Source organism: Streptomyces sp. NBC_00271 (assembly GCF_036178845.1).
Classification (GTDB): domain Bacteria; phylum Actinomycetota; class Actinomycetes; order Streptomycetales; family Streptomycetaceae; genus Streptomyces.
This window is the reverse complement of sequence record NZ_CP108070.1, coordinates 3,991,328-4,007,103: the sequence shown is the minus strand read 5'-3', so window position 1 is coordinate 4,007,103 and position 15,776 is coordinate 3,991,328. Positions and strand designations below refer to the sequence as shown.

Here is a 15,776-nt window from a genome sequence, read left to right as displayed (position 1 = left end):
TTCCGGGCGGCGGGGGCGGGGTGCCCGGCGCGGAAGCAGCCGAATCTTCGGGAGCTTGGGCGGGTCGATGCGGACCTTGACCAGGGGTTCCGGGCGGCGGGGGCGAGGTGCCCGGCGCGGAAGCAGCCGTATTGTCGGCAGCTTCGGTGGGTCGATACGGACCTTGACCAGCGGCTCCGGGCGGCGCTTACGGGTCCCGCGCGGAAGGAAGTGCTGTGTCATGCGCCGCACCTCGCCCTCGCCACGTGCAGCTCGGGAGTGAGTACCTGCTTCGTCTTCGGCAGCACGATCCGGCCGTCGAAGTCGCAGAGGTAGAAGTTGAACCACGAGCCGTAGGACGCCGTCCCCGTCAGTGCGTTGAGCTTGTTCGGCAGCCGCTTCAGGACGCCCTCCACGGTGTTCTCGTTCTTGTTCAGCGTTCCGGTGAGATCGGTCAGCTCGGCGATGTCGTCCTTCAGGGGCGGACGCGCGTCCTTGAGCAGCCCCGAGGTGGCGTCCGTCAGATCGCCGATCCCCACCAGGGACTGCCCGATGGGCTTGCGGTCGGCGGACAGCCCCGAGATCACCCGACGCAGCTGCTTGAGCAGCCCGGAGAAACGGGCGCCGCGCTTGTCCAGCGTCTCCAGCACGGTGTTCAGGTTGTCGATCACCGAGCCGATCAGCTTGTCGCGGCCGGCCAGCGTCGTGGTGAGCGAAGCCGTGTGCGCGAGCAGGCTGTTGACGGTGCCGCCCTCGCCCTGGAGGGTCCGGATGATCTCGGTGGCGAGCTGGTTGACGTCCTGCGGGCTGAGCGCCGCGAACAGTGGCTTGAAGCCGTTCAGCAGCGCGTTGAGGTCCAGCGCGGGCTGGGTGCGCGACAGCGGAATCGTGGCGCCGGGCTTCAGCCGGGTGCCGTCTCCCGCGCCCTCGGTCAGGGCGACGTAACGCTGTCCGACCAGGTTCCGGTAGCGGATGACCGCGCCGGTGCTGTTCAGCAGCGGCCGGTCCTCACCGACAGTGAAGGTGACCTCCGCCAGCGTCCGGTCCTTGATCCGGATGCCCTCGACCTGACCGACCCGCACCCCGGCCACCCGGATGTCGTCGCCCTTCTCCAGGCCCGTCACGTCGCTGAACACCGCTCGGTACGTGTGTTCGGGGGTGAAGGAGATGTTGACGATGGTGGCGGCGAGCAGGGCCGTCGCCAGGATCGTCACCAGGGCGAAGAGGCTGAACTTGATCAGCGGGGCGGCGGCCTGCCGGGCTCCTGACGTCCTCGTGGACCTCGTAGTCCTCGCGGTCTTCGCGGTCTTCATGATCCTCGTGATCCTCATGCGACGCTCACCGCCGTCCCGCGCGCCATCGGTCCGAACAGCAGCGTCGCGACCGGCGGTACCTCGTCGGCGGGCACGCCCATGACGGGCGCGACGAGCGAGCCGACGGCGCGCTGCTCGGTCCGGGTGGCGGAGACGCCGGCCGGGCCGGACGAACCGCCCTTCGCCGAACCGTCGTCGAGGTGGACCCCGGGCGCGGGCACCGGCGGATGGGGCAGGTCGCGGCAGTTGGGGCCCGACCGATCCCCGTAGCGCGGATACTCGCCGGGTTCGTACGCCCCCTGCTGGCGGACGACTTCGAGCGTGATGTGCATCTTGCCGCCCCGGAAAGCCTGCTCGGATGCCTGCTCCTCGCGCACCAGGCCGGCAAAGAGGCACGGGTACTCGGGTGAGTAGCGGGCGAAGAGGTCGAGCGTGGGGCGGGAGACCCGGCCCAGGGTGATCAGCCGGTCGCCGTTCGCGTCGAGGAAGCCGTCCGCGGTGCCCGCGGCGGTGGCCGTCGTGGTGAGCGCGGACGCGAGCCGGTCCCGCTGCTCGACCAGGGTGCGGCTGGTGGTGACGGTGTTGCGCAGGATCTCCATCAGGTCGGGAGCCGCGTCGCCGTACACCTTGGCGACGTCGGCCAGCCGCGCGAAGTCCTCGGTGAGGGACGGCAGGTGCGGATTGAGCCGGTGCAGATAGTCCTCCACACGCGTGAGGTTGTCGCCGATCCGGTCGCCGCGCCCCTCGAGGGCGGTGGCGAACGCGGAGAGCGTGGCGTTGAGCTTGCCGGGCTGCACGGTCCGCAGCAGCGGCAGCAGGTCGTTCATCAGCTGCTGGAGCTCGATGCCGACGCGGGTGCGGTCCTGGGTGATGACATCCCCGGCGCGGATGGGCCGAGCTGATGAATGCGCAGAGCGCGCGGGCGCGACCAGGTCGACGTACTTCTCGCCGAACAGGGTCTTGGGCAGCAGGCGTGCGTGCACGTCGGACGGGATGGACGCGACGTACTCCGGCTTGAGCGCGATGTCGAGCGTCGCCTTCGTCCCGTCGGCGTGAACCGCGCGCACCTCGCCGACCAGCAGCCCGCGCAGCTTGACGTCGGCGCGGGGATCGAGCTGGTTGCCGATGCTGTCCGCTTCCAGCTCGATCCGTACGGCCGGGGTGAACACCTGCTGGTACACGGCGACGGACAGGGACAGCAGCAGCGCGAGCACGGCGAGGAACACGACGCCGTACAACCGCAGTCTCAGCACTCTCATACGGCTCACCCCGCAATCCGTACGGTCGTGTTGGCGCCCCAGATCGCGAGCGACAGGAAGAAGTCCAGGACGTTGATCGCGACGATCGAGGTGCGCACGGCGCGGCCCACGGCGATGCCGACGCCGGCCGGGCCGCCGCTCGCGTAGTAGCCGTAGAAGCAGTGCACGAGGATGATCAGGACGGCGAAGACGAGCACCTTCCCGAAGGACCACAGCACGTCGACCGGTGGCAGGTACTGCTGGAAGTAGTGGTCGTAGGTGCCCGCCGACTGCCCGTAGTAGCCGGTGGTGATGGTGCGGGCGGCAAAGTACGAGGAGAGCAGCCCGACCACGTACAGCGGGATCACCGCGACGAAACCGGCGATCATCCGGGTGGTCACCAGGAACGGCAGCGAGGGCACGCCCATGACTTCGAGGGCGTCCGTCTCCTCGCTGATCCGCATCGCGCCCAGCTGCGCCGTGAACCCGGCGCCCACCGTCGCGGACAGCGCGAGCCCCGCCACCAGTGGCGCGATCTCCCGGGTGTTGAAGTACGCAGAGAGGAACGCCACGAAGTTCGAGGTGCCGAGCTGGTTGAGCGCGGCGTAGCCCTGGAGGCCCACCTCCGTGCCGGTGAAGAACGACAGGAAGGCGATGACGCCGACCGTGCCGCCCACGACGGCGAGGGCGCCGCGTCCGAAGCTCACCTCGGCGAGCAGCCGCAGGATCTCCTTCTTGTAGCGGCGTACGGTGCGGCCCGTCCACGCCAACGAGCGGCCGTAGAAGGACAGCTGGCTGCCCAGTTCCTCCAGACGGTTCAGCAGCGCCATGACTCAGCCCCTCTGCGGAACGACTTGGAAGTACACGGCGGTCATCACGAAGTTCGTCACGAACAGCAACATGAAGGTGATCACCACCGACTGGTTCACCGCGTCGCCCACGCCCTTCGGGCCGCCCTTCGCGTTGAGTCCCTTGTACGAGGCGACGATCGCGGCGATCGCCCCGAACACCAGCGCCTTGATCTCGGCCGCCCACAGGTCGGAGAGCTGGGCGAGCGTGGTGAAGGAAGCGAGATACGCGCCCGGCGTGCCGTTCTGCAGGACGACGTTGAAGAAGTAGCCGCCCGCGACGCCCACCACCGACACCAGGCCGTTGAGCAGCACAGCCACCACCATCGACGCCAGGACCCGCGGGACGACCAGCCGGTGGATGGGGTCGATGCCCAGCACCTGCATCGCGTCGATCTCCTCGCGGATCTTCCGCGCCCCGAGATCCGCGCAGATCGCCGTGCCGCCGGCGCCCGCGATCAGCAGCGCGGTGACGATCGGCGAGGCCTCCCGCAGCACCGCGAGGACCGAGGCGGCCCCGGAGAAGGACTGGGCGCCGAGTTGCCGGGTCAGGCTGCCGATCTGCAGCGCGATGACCGCGCCGAAGGGGATGGACACCAGGGCCGTCGGCAGGATGGTGACGCTCGCGACGAACCAGGCCTGCTGGATGAACTCCCGGGCCTGGAAGGGCCGTCGGGGGATGGTCCGGACGACGTCCAGTGCCATCGCGAAGAGGTTCCCCGAGTGCCTCAGCGCCCCGGTGGGTGACAGTCTCATGCGCTGGTCACCGCCTTCCGGTGCAGCTCGGCCTCGCGTCTCGCGATCGCCTCCCAGCGGGGCGGACGGGCGATGCCGGGGCCCGGCATCAGGCGTGGCGTCATGTCGTTGCCGACGTGGCGGGGTTTCCGGTCCGCGTCGCCGAGCCGCGCCAGCTCCTGTTCGACCTGCGCGGCGTCCTTCTCCTCCGCCATCCCGATCGGCCCCTGCATCCGGCCGTTCAGAAACTGCCGTACGACGGGCTCGTCGCTGGTCAGCAGCTCCTCACGGGGCCCGAACATGACCAGCTCACGGCGGAACAACAGCCCGATGTTGTCCGGCACCTGGCGGGCCGAGGCGATGTCGTGCGTGACGATCAGGAATGTCGCGTTGATCTGCGCGTTGAGGTCGACGATGAGCTGGTTGAGGTACGCGACGCGCACCGGGTCAAGGCCCGAGTCCGGTTCGTCGAACAGGATGATCTCCGGATCGAGGACCAGCGCTCGTGCCAGCCCGGCCCGTTTGCGCATCCCACCGGAGATCTCGCCGGGCAGCTTCCCCTCCGAGCCGATCAGCCCGACCATGTCCATCTTCTCCAGCACGATGCGCCGGATCTGGCTCTCGGACTTGCGGGTGTGCTCGCGCAGCGGGAAAGCGATGTTGTCGTACAGGCTCATCGAGCCGAACAGCGCGCCGTCCTGGAACAGCACCCCGAACAGCTTCCGCACCTCGTACAACTCGTGCTCGCGCAGCTTGGTGATGTCCCGGCCCGCGACCTTCACGGAACCCCGGTCCGGCTTCAGCAGTCCGACGAGCGTCTTGAGGAACACCGACTTGCCCGTGCCCGAGGGGCCGAGCATGACCGAGACCTCCCCGGCGGGCAGCGTCAGCGAGACGTCCTGCCAGATGACCTGGTGACCGAAGGACTTGGTCAGCCCTTCCACACAGATCTCGACACCCATCCGGTCCACCCTTCGGCCGTGGAGCAGCTCCGACATCTGCTCTACGGGGAGGGGCCGGGCGTCCGTCGCGACGGAGGCGGATTTTTTTCGGGGGTCTTGCGGCCGTGTTTCCGGCGGCTCGACGGCCGCGTTGTTTCCGCTGGTTCTACGGCAGTTTTTTCCGGCGGTTCTACGACAGCTTTCCGGCGGTTCTACGGCAGCGCGGTCGGGGTCGGTACGTCGACCGGGGCTGAGGACGTGGAGGGAGCCTCCGGGAGGGCCGGAGGCGTCGTCGGGACCGTGGACGTGGCCGACAGATCGGGGAGGCCGGGCACGCTCGGCAGGTCCGAGACGCCGGGGACGTCGGGGACGGACGGCACTGGTGACAGCGAGGCGTCCGGCAGCGGTGGCACCGACAGAGGCAGCAACGACCGGTCGTCATCGCCGGGCGGCACCGCCGGCGTCGCCGCGTGGGACGCCGAGGCGGCCGACAGACCACGGGCGTTCGGGGCGGCCACCCGGTCGACGCCGTCGGGCCGGACGGTCGGCGTGGTCGTCTGGGCCATGCGGGACACGGAGGGTCGGGGAGCCGTGCCCTGCCCGTCCCCGTCGTGGACGTACGGCAACACGAACCCCGCCACCACCAGGGTCGCGGCCGTCGAGGTCACCGCCACGGCCTGCGCGTGTCCGCCCGCGCGCAGCTTGCCGCGCCCCCACAGGAACAGGGCGAGGCCCAGCGTTCCGGCCAGCGAGTTGCGCAGCGTGCGCCGGGCCCGGGCGAGCAGCGACTCGACGGTGCGATAGCTCAGCCCCATGCGCACGGCGACCTGTCCGACGTCGAGGCCCTCGGACTTCAGCCGGAGCGCCTCGGCCTGGCGCCCGGGCAGCTCCCCGCTGCGCACGGCCAGCCACCTGGCCTCGGCCCGGTCGCACACCGCCTCCTCGACGGGCACCGGACCCGGCGCGGTGAGCGTGGGGCTGCGGTGTACCTCGGCCTCACGGTTGACCTGGCGATATCGATCGACGCACAGCCGCATGGTCACGGTCGTCAGCCAGCCGCCGAGGCGCTCGTCGTCCAGGTCGGGGCGCTCCGCGGCGCGCAGCATGGCCTCGTGCACCGCGTCCTCGGCGTCCTCCGGGCTCATCGACCTGCGCCGGGCCACCTTGAGCAGTTGCTCGCGGTGGCTCCACATGCGCTGCCAACGGTCGTGGGCCGCCTGTATCTCCGCAGGCATGTCCGGCATGTCCGGCATGTCCGTCGCCATGAGGGCCCCTTTGCGCTCACCCGCCGGTCCCGTGCCGTCCGGCGGGTGGTGACATTACCGCCCGGTAGTCGCGGTTGTGGAGGGGGCGGAGGCCGTCGAGTCCCCGCTGTTACTGGTCAGCGGACCGCCGCTGGGCAGCAGGTCGTCGCCGGGCAGTTCGATGTCCGCGCCGGGCGGGGGGAGTTGGGGCTTCTCCGGCGGAGTGGCCCCGTCCGCCGGACCGGACGTGCCGGGGGTCGGCGAGGGATGTGCGGACGGTGTCGGGGAGGGGACGGCGCTCGGACGGGCGGACGGTGTCGCCGAGGGCTTCGGCGTGGACGGCGGCCGCGACGGTTCCGGGTGCGCCGGGGACTTCGCGGAGCTGTCCGGCGCCACTCGGTACCCATCCAGGAAGTACGCGTACCAGGCCCTGACCGTGCGCAGATACGCCTCCGAGTGGTTGTAGCCGAGGACCGCCCGGTCCAGCTCGGCCGGGTCGGAGAGGTCCCGTCCGCCCGCACACAGGTAGCGCCCGGCGGCGAGCGCCGCGTCGAAGACGTTGTCCGGGTCGGCCCGCCCGTCGCCGTTGCCGTCCGTGCCCCAGCGGGCCCAGGTCGACGGGATGAACTGCATCGGTCCGACCGCCCGGTCGTAGGTCGCGTCCCCGTCGTACGCGCCGCCGTCGGTGTCCCGCATGACGGCGAAGGCGCCGCCGTCCAGCCGCGGCCCGAGGATGGGGGCCACGGTCGTACCGTCCGCCGTCACCCGACCGCCGCGCGCCTGCCCGGACTCCACCTGGCCGATAGCGGCCAGCAACTGCCACCGCAGCCGGCAGCCGGGCGCGGTGTGTGCGAGTTCCGCCTCGGCGTGCCGGTAGGCGGCGAACACGCTCGCCGGCAGCGCGGCGCCCGCCACCGACGCCTGGCCCTTGCGTTCCTGGGTCCGCAGCGGCGGGAGGTCGGTGCGGTACCGGGTGTCGCCCGACACGCTCGGCCCCTGCTCCTCGGGCGCCTGCCGCGGGGGTACGGAGGCCCGTGCCGGGACCGCCCCCGGCGCCTGTGACGCGGTCAGCGCCGCCATGGCCACCGCCGCGATCGCCGTACCCCTGGCGCCTCTGACTCTGTGCCCTGCCACGTCGCGTTCCCCTCCCTGTGAGCTGATGTCGTCTGCTCTACGGGGCGGGGCGGCGGGTCCGTCGCACGGAGAGGGGCGATTTCGGGAAACGGGGTCCGCACGCGCGTCCGTCAAGATCTCCCCGAGCGGCCGGGGCGATGCGGTCTCGAGGACTCGGCGGACGCGCGGGTACCGACGCGAGGGCTTCGCGGTGTCAGGCCAGTGGTTGCGCGGCCCGGCCGAGGGCTTGACCCGGAAGGCCGATCTCCGCCCACACGACCTTGCCGGACGGCGGCCATGGCTCAGTGCCCCACCGGGCCGTCAGCGCGTCGACGAGGAGCAACCCGCGCCCCGTCTCGTCGGTGGAACTCGCGGTACGACGGGCCAGGGGCCGCCGATCGCCTCGCGGGTCGGCCACTTCGATACGGAGCGTGTCCGGCGCCTCGACGGTGAGCGTGAGCCGGAAGCCGCGCCCCTTCACCTGCCCGTGCGTGACCGCGTTCGCCGCCAACTCGGCGACGACCAGCGCGGCGGACTCGCTCACCTCGCAGCTGGGCGGCCATCCCCACTCGTCGAGTTGCCGCACAGCCAGCAGCCGCGCCAGGCGGGCGCCGCGAGGCGTGGCGCTGAGCAGTTGGGTGAAATGCCGGGTGGAGATTTCTGACTTCATGTCACTGAGCGTGGCCGCCTCGCTCTACCCTGACCAGGGAATCCTTCGGTACGCAGAGTGCGCGTACGGGTACGGAAGGTGTCCGGTACGGGCTGTCGGCCGTGACCTGGTGGGGTGCGGGATCGCAGGGCGGGTGTTGGGATGACGATGACGGAGCCGCAGGAGACGTACGACGAGGGTGAGCAGGCCGGCGACCTGAACCGCGCGATCGGCAAGCAGGTCAAGGTACTTCGGGAGCGGGCCGGGCTCACGCAGAAGGAACTGGGGGACCGGCTCGGATACAGCGAGGATCTGGTCTCGTCGCTGGAGCGGGGGAGGCGGACGCCGCAGCGGGAGTTCCTGGAGACTGCGGATGAACTGCTGGATGCCGGGGGGCTGTTGACGGCCACGATCGAGGACGTGGAGGCCGCCAAAGCGAAGGCGAGGGTTCGGCATCCGGCCTGGTTCAGGGACTATGCGCGGCTGGAGGCGAGCGCGGTTGAGATCAACTTCTTCAGTACCCTCGCGCCGCCTGGGTTGTTGCAGACCGAGGACTTCGTCCGGACCCCGCTGAACGGTCGACAGCCGCTGTTGTCCGAGGAGACCATCGAACAGCGGGTGGTCTCTCGGCTCGCGCGCCAGGAGATCCTGACGCGGTGGCCGCTGCCCATGGTGACGGCCGTCATCGACGAATCTGTACTGCGGCGCAAGCTCGGCGGATGCAAGGTGCGACAAGGTCAGTTGGAGCACCTGCTGAAGTCTGGCTGTCTGCGCAACATCACCCTGCAAGTGCTGCCGTTGGACTGCGAGGAGAACTCCGGGGTGGACGGACCGTTCGTGCTGCTGACGCCCAAGGGGAAGCAGCAGGTTGCCTACCTGGAGGTGCAGGGCGTCGGCCAGTTGATCACGGACCCGGAGCAAGTGCGTATCCTGGCGGCGCGCTACGGAAGCATTCGTGGGCAGGCCCTTACCCCGCGTGAGTCCCTCGCCTTGATGCAGGAACTGTTGGGAGAGCCATGAGTACTGACGAAACCTCGCCCGAACTCGCCTGGTTCAAGAGCAGCTACAGCGGCGCGGAGGGCGGCGAGTGCCTGGAGATCGCCGCAGCTTCCCGCATCGTCCACGTCCGCGATTCCAAGGAACCGGCCCGGGCTCAACTCGCCTTCCTTCCCTCGGAGTGGGCCGCGTTCGTGGACTTCGCGGCAGGGCGCTGACGCACCACTAGGGGCTACGAACGAGCTCTGGCGGGGGATCGGCCGGCACCGGGATGGAGGGGGCGCCGTTCCCGACTGCGGGTCCGTAGTGGCGTGCGCGCGGTGCTCCCATCCCGTACGCCATCAACCCAGGCGGAGCCCAGCAGACGCGGCCCATGGCGTCCAGGTCGTTCGTACAGTGGCGCGCTCCACCTGGACGCCATGAACCACGCCCGCTCCACGGTGTGTGGGCCGACGGCAGACGGGATGGGAGCTGGGGAGAGTGGTGGATTGAGAGATATGCCGGGTGCACGAGAAGCCGGCGCGGGAGAGTTGGGCGGTATCCGGAGAGGGAGAGGGAACGGCCGATCGGTCCGTCGCAGTGAGTAGAGCAACCCTGGGCTGCGCGGTCACGTCTATGACAACTGACCAACGATCACCAGGCACGACGCGACAGCGAAGGGGGCGCATAGGCCGTGTCGGACAGCGCAGTTGAGAAGAACAAGCCGGAAAAGGTGCCGTTCACCGCGTACTTCTCGGCGACTGTGGTGACGGGCGGCGGCGCCTTCGCGCTGACGGTCCTCAATAACTCGGGCTGGCGCCACTATGTGCATCTGCTCGCGTTCCTGGGCGGCTTGATCGGGGTGCTCGAGTGCGTGAAGAAGGCGCGTGAGGCACGGCGCGCAGGGCTGCCCCAGCCTTGGCTTCCGTCGGCGCTTCTGGTGATGTACGCGGTGACTCTAGTGGTGCTGGTCGTTGTGGCACCTGCGTGACGCTAGGGCTTCCTTTACGTCGCAGCGCCAGGGCTCTGCGTAGGCGGGAGAAGTCCACACGTGCCCAACCAGCCAGCGCTCCGCTCGCAGAGGGCTCGTGGTCCTGCCCATCTCTAAGCCGACGGCACATCAAGTACGTAACCTGGGCAGGGTGGATGGAACTAGGCGCAGCCTCACCGAGGCGAACCTCAAAACGCTGGCCGGCGGCCGTTCCTTCGAGCGCGGGCTCGGGTACCTCGACGCGGTGTCCGGGGTCGAGGTCGGTGACGGCTGGGTTACCGCGACCGTCCATGGCACGGAGCGGTACGAGGTGGAGCTGAGCTTGGATGGGCCGGACGGGCTCGGTGGTGAGTGTGACTGCCCGTACGGTCTGGAGGGTCACTTCTGCAAGCATCTGGTCGCTCTCGGTCTGACCGTGATCGCCCAGTCGGCGAGCCTGCCGCGGCAGCGCGAGGCGGCCCGGACCCGTGTGCGGGACCTTGACCTCTGGCTGTCCGGCCTCTCCAAGGACGAGTTGCTTGCCCTGGTGCGGGAACAGGTCGATGAGGACCGGCAGTTGCGGCGTCGGCTGGAGCTGCGGGCCGTGAGTATGCGCGGGGACCTCGTCGCGGTCCGGGAGCGCATCCGTGAGTTGTTCGACGTCGGCCCGTTCGCGCGGTACGGGTATGTCGAGTACAGCGATGCCCGCGCCTACGCCGACCAGGCCGGGCAGGCGGTGTCCGCGGTCGGGGCGCTCACCGGGTCGGGGCGGGCCGCAGATGCGATCACGCTGGCGCGGGAGGCGATGCGGCTGCTGGGCGAGGCGGTGGAGAGCGTCGACGACTCCGACGGAGGGCTCGGGCAGGTCGGTGCGGCCCTCGCCGACGCCCATCTCGACGCGTGCCGTGTGGCGCGCCCCGACCCGGAGGAGCTGGCCCGCTGGCTGGTCGGCCACGTGCTGGGCGACGTTGACGGCATCACCGATATCGATCCGCTCGACTACGCGGATGTCCTCGGCGATGGAGGTATGAACGTCCTGCGAGAGGTGGCGACCCGGGCGTGGCGGCGCAAGCGCACCGGCTGGGCGGAGAAGTACCTCATGGAGCGCCTGGCCAAGGCGGGAGGCGATGTCGACGCGGTGATCGCCGTGCACGCGGCCGACCTCGCGGCGAACGGCCACACGCATCTGGTCATCGCCCGCGAGCTGGACACGGCGGGACGCTCCGACGAGGCGCTGCTCTGGGTGGAACGCGGCATCCGGGAAGCCCGGGATCTCGGCGCCGTCGACACCGCCCTCGTCGACGATCTCTGTGAGCGCTACGCGCGGGCGGCCCGGCTCTCCGACGCCGTCAGCCTGCGCCGCGACCACTTCGGCGCCCGGCGCTCCCTGCTCGCTTACCAGCAACTGCGCGCCGTCGGGCGGGCCGTTGACTGCTGGCCAGCCGAACGCGTGGGTGCGCTGGCGCTGTTGAGCGAGGATGCGGGGCGGCGGCACGGGGGCTGGTACGGCGGGCCCGTCCTGGTTGACGCCCTGCTCGACGACAAGGATGTCGACGCCGCTTGGCAGGCCGCCACCGAAGCAGGTGCTCATGACCGACAGTGGCTCACACTCGCCGACCAGGCCTGTGCAGCCCGTCCCGCCGACGCGCTCGGCGTCTACCTGCGCCTGGCCGAGCCGCTTACGCGGCAGACCGGCAACGCGGTCTACGAGCAGCTCGTCAGCCTGCTGCTCGGCATCCGCGACTGCCACCGCCGCCTGGGCACACCGGACGAGTTCAACGCGTATGTCGCCGCCCTGCGCACCACCCAGAAACGCAAGCGGAACCTCATGCGCCTGATGGAACAACACGGCCTGTGAGCAGGGACGGCGGCAGCCACACGCCCCAGCTCACCCGTCAGGCCCTGGGTGGCTTCAACCCGAGGTGCCCCGGTCGGCCTCCTGGCCCCCCGCCGCCCAGGACGCGAGGAACCGCAGCCCCTCCTGCGTGGGCGTGCCCGGGGTGGCGGTCCAGATGATGAGTTGTTGGTCGGGGTCGGTGCTGGCGGTGAGGGTGTCCCATTCGAGGACGAGGGTGCCGGCGATCGGATGGTTGAGGGTCTTGGTGCCGGTGGTGCGGGCGGCCACGTGGTGGGCGGACCACCAGCGGCGGAAGTCGGGGTCCTGCTCGGAGAGGTCGTTCACGAGGGTGGTGAGGCGGGGGGAGCCGGCGTTGTGGGCGGCCTCCATGCGGAGTTGGGCGACCGTTGTGCGGGCCGTGGTCTCCCAGTCCGCGTACAGCTTGCGCATGGCGGGGGAGAAGACCATTCGGGCGTAGTTGCGTATCTCTTCCGGGATCTGGGCGAAGTCGCCCACCAGGGCGGCGGCCAGGGGGTTCCAGGCCAGTACGTCCATCTGGCGGCCCAGGACCATGGCGGGGATGGAGACGAGGTCGTCGAGCACCCGCCGTAACTGTGGCTGGACCTTCTGGACGCCTTGCGGGCGCGGGCGTGCGGGCTCCTTGCCGGCCAGTTCGAACACGTACGCGCGCTGGTCCTCGTCCAGGTCCAGGACGCGGGTGATGGCGTCCAGGACGGGCTCGGACGCCTGGATGCGGCCCTGTTCCAGGCGGGTGTAGTGGTCGGTGCTGATCGCGGCCAGCATGGCCACTTCCTCCCGGCGCAGGCCCGGCACCCGCCGGACGGTCCCGCCGGGCAGCCCCACGGAACGGGGGGTGAGCTCCGCGCGCCGGGCCCTGAGGAATTCGCCCAGTTCGGTGGATGCGTTGCGCGTCATGGCCCCTATTTTCGCAACTTTCGCAGGAGCCTGGGTGGTTCACCCCGGAGGGGCGTCAGGAGTGGTGTCAGGAGAGTGCGTGTGCTGCCGTGGTCAGGAAGGCGTTCACGTGTCCGTCGCGGCGGCCTTCGAGTACGGCTAGGCAGATCTCGGTCGGTGGGACGTCGGTCACCGGGCGGTTCACGAGGTCGGGGCGTGAGTAGGAGCGGGCGACGCTGCGTGGCAGAAGTGCTATGCCGCGTCCGGCCGCGACCAGTTCGAGTTTCTCCTCCACCGTCGCGGTGCGGCGTGCCTGGAAGTCCAGGATCGTCTCGCCTTCGAGGGCGGCCAGGGTCAGGCGGCGGCGGGACGCCAGGGGGTGGGTGGTGGGGAGGCATACGACCTTCGGTTCGCTGCCCACCGGGATGGTGTGGATCCCCTCCGCGTCGAAGGGGTGGCGCAGGAAGCCGACGTCGGCCCGGCCGTCCCGGAGCGCCTCGCCCTTCTCGTACCAGTTCAGGTGGAGCAGTTCGACCTCGACGTCGGGGTGGGTCCGGGTGAACGCGCGGACCGCGGGTGAGACGCTCAGACCGGGGGCGAAGCCGACGACCAGACGGTCCTCGCGGGCGGCGCCGTGCACCCGGCGGGTGGCGGCCTGCGCCGCGGCGAGTACGCCCGGCGCGTCTTCGTAGAGTTGCCGGCCGGCCGGGGTCAGACGCACGCTGCGGGTCGTACGTACCAGCAGCGCGCAGCCCAACTCCTGTTCCAGCGCGCGAATCTGACGGCTCAGTACGGGCTGTGCGATGTGCAGTTGCGCGGCGGCGCGGCCGAAGTGCTCGTGCTGCGCGACGGCCGTGAAGTACCGCAGTTTGCGCAGGTCCAGATCCATGCCCTGAGGGTATCAATGTGCCCGAAGAGGTATTGGACGCGTGATGTGCGGCGCGCGCAGAGTGACCGGGTGTGGTGTTCGGGCAGCCCGTGCGCCGTTCCTCAGGAGGTTCCTTTTCGTGATCGTCATCACTACGCCCACCGGGCAGATCGGCCGCCAGGTTCTCGACATCGTCCTGGGTGACGTCCTCGACGGCGGGGAGTCGGTCCGGGTGATCGCGCGCGATCCCTCCCGGCTCTCCCCGGAGGTGCGCGAGCGGGTCGAGGTCGTGGTCGGCTCGCACGGCGACCCCGACGTCGTCGACGCGGCGTTCGCCGGAGCGGACAGCGTCTTTTGGCTGGCGCCGCCGAATCCGCGGGCCGCGCGGGTCGAGGACGTCTACGTGGACTTCAGCAGGCCCGCTTGCGACGCCTTCAAGAGGCGGGGGGTTCAGCGGGTCGTGGGGATCTCGGCCTTGGGGCGCGGGGTGCCCGGCAATGCTGGGCTGGTGTCGGCGTCCCTGGCGATGGACGACCTGATCGCGGGTACGGGGGTGGGCTATCGGGCGCTGACTCTGCCCTCGTTCATGGACAACCTGCTGCGCCAGGTCGAGGCGATCAGGAGCGAGGGCGTGTTCTTCCAGCCCGTCGCCGGCGATCTCAAGGCGCCGACCTGTGCCACCCGCGACATCGCCGCCGTCGCAGCCGGGCTGCTGCTCGACCACTCCTGGAGCGGGCAGGGCGAGGTCCCGGTGCTCGGGCCCGAGGACCTGTCCTTCGAGGACATGGCGCGGATCATGTCCGAGGTGCTGGGGAGGCCGGTGCGGTTCCAGTACGTTCCCGTCGAGTCGTTCAGGGACACGCTGAGGCAGCGGGGGATGTCCGAGGCGATGGCGCAGGGCATGGTGGACATGGCGACGGCCAAGGACCGTGGCCTCGACAACGCCGAGCCGCGCACCCCCGCGGCCAGCACCCCCACCACGTTCCGCCAGTGGTGCGAGGAGATCCTCAAGCCGGCCGTTCTGGCCTGACGGCCGCGACGCACGAGGGCCGGACGGTGCGATCGATTCCTCGGTCGCGCCGCCCAGCCCTGTGTGGAGGCCGCCCAGTCCTGTGCGGAGAGGGTCAGGCCTCGCGTACCTCCTCCAGGCGTACGGGACGGTGCTCGGCCAGCGACAGGGCGCACGCCTCGGCGATCCAGCCGGCCTCGATGGCGTCCGCGACCGTGCACGGCGACGTGGCGCGGCCCGCGACGACCTCCGTGAAGGCGGTGAGTTCGGCGCGGTAGGCGGGGGCGAACCGGTCCATGAAGAAGTCGTGCGGCGGGCCCGCCGGGAAGGTGGCGCCCGGCTCGACGGAACGCAGCGGTAGCTTGTCCTCCAGGCCCACGGCGATGCTGTCGCGCATGCCGTGCAGTTCCAGGCGGACGTCGTAACCCCGCGCGTTGTGGCGGGAGTTGGAGACCAGGGCGATGGTGCCGTCGTCGAGGGTGAGGATCGCGGACGCGGTGTCGACGTCACCCGCCTCGGCGATGTACTCGGCACCCCGGTTGCCACCGGCCGCGTACACCTCGACCACCTCGCGGCCCGTGACCCAGCGCACGATGTCGAAGTCGTGCACGCTGCAGTCGCGGAAGATGCCCCCGGAGACCGCGACGTACGCGGCGGGCGGCGGCGCCGGGTCCAGCGTGGTGGACCGTACGGTGTGCAGCTTGCCGAGTTCGCCGCTCACCACGGCCTTGCGGGCGGCCACACAGCCCGCGTCGAAACGCCGGTTGTAGCCGATCTGCACCTCGACACCGCTGTCCCGGACGCTTTCCAGCACGTCGAGGCTCTCCTCGACGGTCCGCGCCACCGGCTTCTCGCAGAACACCGGGATGCCCGCCTTGACCGCGGCGAGGATGAGCGCGGGGTGCGCGTCGGTGGCGGCCGCGATGACGATGCCGTCGACCCCGGCGGCGAGCACCGCCTCGGGGGAGTCCACCGCCGTCGCCCCGAACCGCTCCACCGCCGCCGCGGTGGCCGCCGCCACCGGGTCGCTGACGACCAGGGTGTCCACCGCGTCGAGGCCGGCGAGGGTCGCCGCGTGGAAGGCGCCGATCCGGCCCAGTCCCAGGATGCCGATACGCATGAGATTGCTCCTAAAGCCAGTG

Annotated in this window: 16 protein-coding genes; 5 read left to right on the top strand and 11 right to left on the bottom strand. The window is 70.4% G+C overall.

The window, feature by feature from the left end; genetic code table 11:
• Nucleotides 1-218: 218 nt before the first annotated feature.
• From OG798_RS18620 to OG798_RS18585, 8 genes are all read right to left on the bottom strand, one after another.
• On the bottom strand, nucleotides 219-1,292 hold the full coding sequence (locus tag OG798_RS18620; RefSeq protein ID WP_328757334.1) for an MlaD family protein: 1,074 nt from the start codon (nucleotides 1,290-1,292) through the stop codon (nucleotides 219-221).
• Nucleotides 1,293-1,306: 14 nt separating this feature from the next.
• Nucleotides 1,307-2,551, bottom strand: a complete 1,245-nt coding sequence (locus OG798_RS18615) for an MCE family protein (RefSeq protein ID WP_095854985.1) — start codon at nucleotides 2,549-2,551, stop codon at nucleotides 1,307-1,309.
• 5 nt (nucleotides 2,552-2,556) lie between these two features.
• Nucleotides 2,557-3,360 carry an MlaE family ABC transporter permease gene (locus OG798_RS18610; RefSeq protein WP_121416332.1) on the bottom strand — a complete coding sequence of 268 codons (804 nt, stop codon included), beginning with the start codon at nucleotides 3,358-3,360 and terminating at the stop codon, nucleotides 2,557-2,559.
• Between the two features lie 3 nt (nucleotides 3,361-3,363).
• Nucleotides 3,364-4,134: an MlaE family ABC transporter permease gene (locus OG798_RS18605; protein ID WP_097226103.1), complete on the bottom strand. Its 771-nt coding sequence runs from the start codon at nucleotides 4,132-4,134 to the stop codon at nucleotides 3,364-3,366.
• Nucleotides 4,131-5,075: an ABC transporter ATP-binding protein gene (locus tag OG798_RS18600; protein ID WP_328760049.1), complete on the bottom strand. Its 945-nt coding sequence runs from the start codon at nucleotides 5,073-5,075 to the stop codon at nucleotides 4,131-4,133. The genes OG798_RS18605 and OG798_RS18600 overlap by 4 nt, the downstream gene beginning before the upstream one ends.
• A gap of 191 nt (nucleotides 5,076-5,266) precedes the next feature.
• A complete protein-coding gene (locus tag OG798_RS18595) occupies nucleotides 5,267-6,319 on the bottom strand; it encodes an RNA polymerase sigma factor (protein WP_328757333.1) in 1,053 nt (350 codons plus the stop codon).
• A 54-nt stretch (nucleotides 6,320-6,373) separates the two neighbouring features.
• Nucleotides 6,374-7,432: a lytic murein transglycosylase gene (locus OG798_RS18590; RefSeq protein ID WP_443053787.1), complete on the bottom strand. Its 1,059-nt coding sequence runs from the start codon at nucleotides 7,430-7,432 to the stop codon at nucleotides 6,374-6,376.
• Between the two features lie 193 nt (nucleotides 7,433-7,625).
• Nucleotides 7,626-8,081 carry an ATP-binding protein gene (locus tag OG798_RS18585; RefSeq protein WP_328757332.1) on the bottom strand — a complete coding sequence of 152 codons (456 nt, stop codon included), beginning with the start codon at nucleotides 8,079-8,081 and terminating at the stop codon, nucleotides 7,626-7,628.
• 141 nt (nucleotides 8,082-8,222) lie between these two features.
• Between OG798_RS18585 and OG798_RS18580 the strand changes: the two genes are divergently transcribed.
• The 4 genes from OG798_RS18580 to OG798_RS18565 all read left to right on the top strand — a co-directional run bounded on the left by OG798_RS18580 (nucleotide 8,223) and on the right by OG798_RS18565 (nucleotide 11,863).
• Nucleotides 8,223-9,080, top strand: coding sequence for a helix-turn-helix domain-containing protein (locus OG798_RS18580; protein ID WP_328757331.1), 858 nt, complete (start codon nucleotides 8,223-8,225; stop codon nucleotides 9,078-9,080).
• Complete coding sequence (locus tag OG798_RS18575) at nucleotides 9,077-9,274, top strand: DUF397 domain-containing protein (protein ID WP_097226106.1); 198 nt, start codon at nucleotides 9,077-9,079, stop codon at nucleotides 9,272-9,274. Before OG798_RS18580 ends, OG798_RS18575 begins: the two co-directional genes overlap by 4 nt.
• Nucleotides 9,275-9,729: 455 nt before the next feature.
• Nucleotides 9,730-10,026 (top strand): hypothetical protein, encoded by a 297-nt coding sequence (locus tag OG798_RS18570; RefSeq protein ID WP_328757330.1) that lies wholly within the window; start codon nucleotides 9,730-9,732, stop codon nucleotides 10,024-10,026.
• A gap of 151 nt (nucleotides 10,027-10,177) precedes the next feature.
• Complete coding sequence (locus OG798_RS18565; RefSeq protein ID WP_328757328.1) at nucleotides 10,178-11,863, top strand: SWIM zinc finger family protein; 1,686 nt, start codon at nucleotides 10,178-10,180, stop codon at nucleotides 11,861-11,863.
• Nucleotides 11,864-11,917: 54 nt separating this feature from the next.
• Here OG798_RS18565 and OG798_RS18560 read toward each other — a convergent pair whose 3' ends face one another.
• Together OG798_RS18560 and OG798_RS18555 are read right to left on the bottom strand one after the other, a co-directional pair.
• Nucleotides 11,918-12,778, bottom strand: coding sequence for a helix-turn-helix transcriptional regulator (locus OG798_RS18560; RefSeq protein ID WP_267061581.1), 861 nt, complete (start codon nucleotides 12,776-12,778; stop codon nucleotides 11,918-11,920).
• A 67-nt stretch (nucleotides 12,779-12,845) separates the two neighbouring features.
• The gene (locus OG798_RS18555; RefSeq protein ID WP_267061580.1) at nucleotides 12,846-13,646 is read right to left on the bottom strand and encodes a LysR family transcriptional regulator; all 801 of its coding nucleotides are present in this window, start codon (nucleotides 13,644-13,646) and stop codon (nucleotides 12,846-12,848) included.
• 118 nt (nucleotides 13,647-13,764) lie between these two features.
• On the opposite strand from OG798_RS18555, the gene OG798_RS18550 reads away from it, so the two are divergent.
• Nucleotides 13,765-14,655 carry an NmrA family NAD(P)-binding protein gene (locus OG798_RS18550; protein ID WP_328757327.1) on the top strand — a complete coding sequence of 297 codons (891 nt, stop codon included), beginning with the start codon at nucleotides 13,765-13,767 and terminating at the stop codon, nucleotides 14,653-14,655.
• A gap of 94 nt (nucleotides 14,656-14,749) precedes the next feature.
• On the opposite strand, the gene OG798_RS18545 is transcribed toward OG798_RS18550, so the two are convergent.
• A complete protein-coding gene (locus tag OG798_RS18545) occupies nucleotides 14,750-15,754 on the bottom strand; it encodes a Gfo/Idh/MocA family protein (protein WP_060897193.1) in 1,005 nt (334 codons plus the stop codon).
• Nucleotides 15,755-15,776: the final 22 nt, after the last annotated feature.

Excerpts from the sequence above, each read along its gene's own strand:
- OG798_RS18575 (WP_097226106.1), top strand. The coding sequence starts at position 9,077 with ATGAGTACTGACGAAACCTCGCCCGAACTCGCCTGGTTCAAGAGCAGC.
- OG798_RS18615 (WP_095854985.1), bottom strand. The coding sequence starts at position 2,551 with ATGAGAGTGCTGAGACTGCGGTTGTACGGCGTCGTGTTCCTCGCCGTG.
- OG798_RS18560 (WP_267061581.1), bottom strand. The coding sequence starts at position 12,778 with ATGACGCGCAACGCATCCACCGAACTGGGCGAATTCCTCAGGGCCCGG.
- OG798_RS18610 (WP_121416332.1), bottom strand. The coding sequence starts at position 3,360 with ATGGCGCTGCTGAACCGTCTGGAGGAACTGGGCAGCCAGCTGTCCTTC.
- OG798_RS18605 (WP_097226103.1), bottom strand. The coding sequence starts at position 4,134 with ATGAGACTGTCACCCACCGGGGCGCTGAGGCACTCGGGGAACCTCTTC.
- OG798_RS18555 (WP_267061580.1), bottom strand. The coding sequence starts at position 13,646 with ATGGATCTGGACCTGCGCAAACTGCGGTACTTCACGGCCGTCGCGCAG.
- OG798_RS18585 (WP_328757332.1), bottom strand. The coding sequence starts at position 8,081 with ATGAAGTCAGAAATCTCCACCCGGCATTTCACCCAACTGCTCAGCGCC.
- OG798_RS18595 (WP_328757333.1), bottom strand. The coding sequence starts at position 6,319 with ATGGCGACGGACATGCCGGACATGCCGGACATGCCTGCGGAGATACAG.
- OG798_RS18620 (WP_328757334.1), bottom strand. The coding sequence starts at position 1,292 with ATGAAGACCGCGAAGACCGCGAGGACTACGAGGTCCACGAGGACGTCA.
- OG798_RS18580 (WP_328757331.1), top strand. The coding sequence starts at position 8,223 with ATGACGATGACGGAGCCGCAGGAGACGTACGACGAGGGTGAGCAGGCC.
- OG798_RS18545 (WP_060897193.1), bottom strand. The coding sequence starts at position 15,754 with ATGCGTATCGGCATCCTGGGACTGGGCCGGATCGGCGCCTTCCACGCG.
- OG798_RS18600 (WP_328760049.1), bottom strand. The coding sequence starts at position 5,075 with ATGGGTGTCGAGATCTGTGTGGAAGGGCTGACCAAGTCCTTCGGTCAC.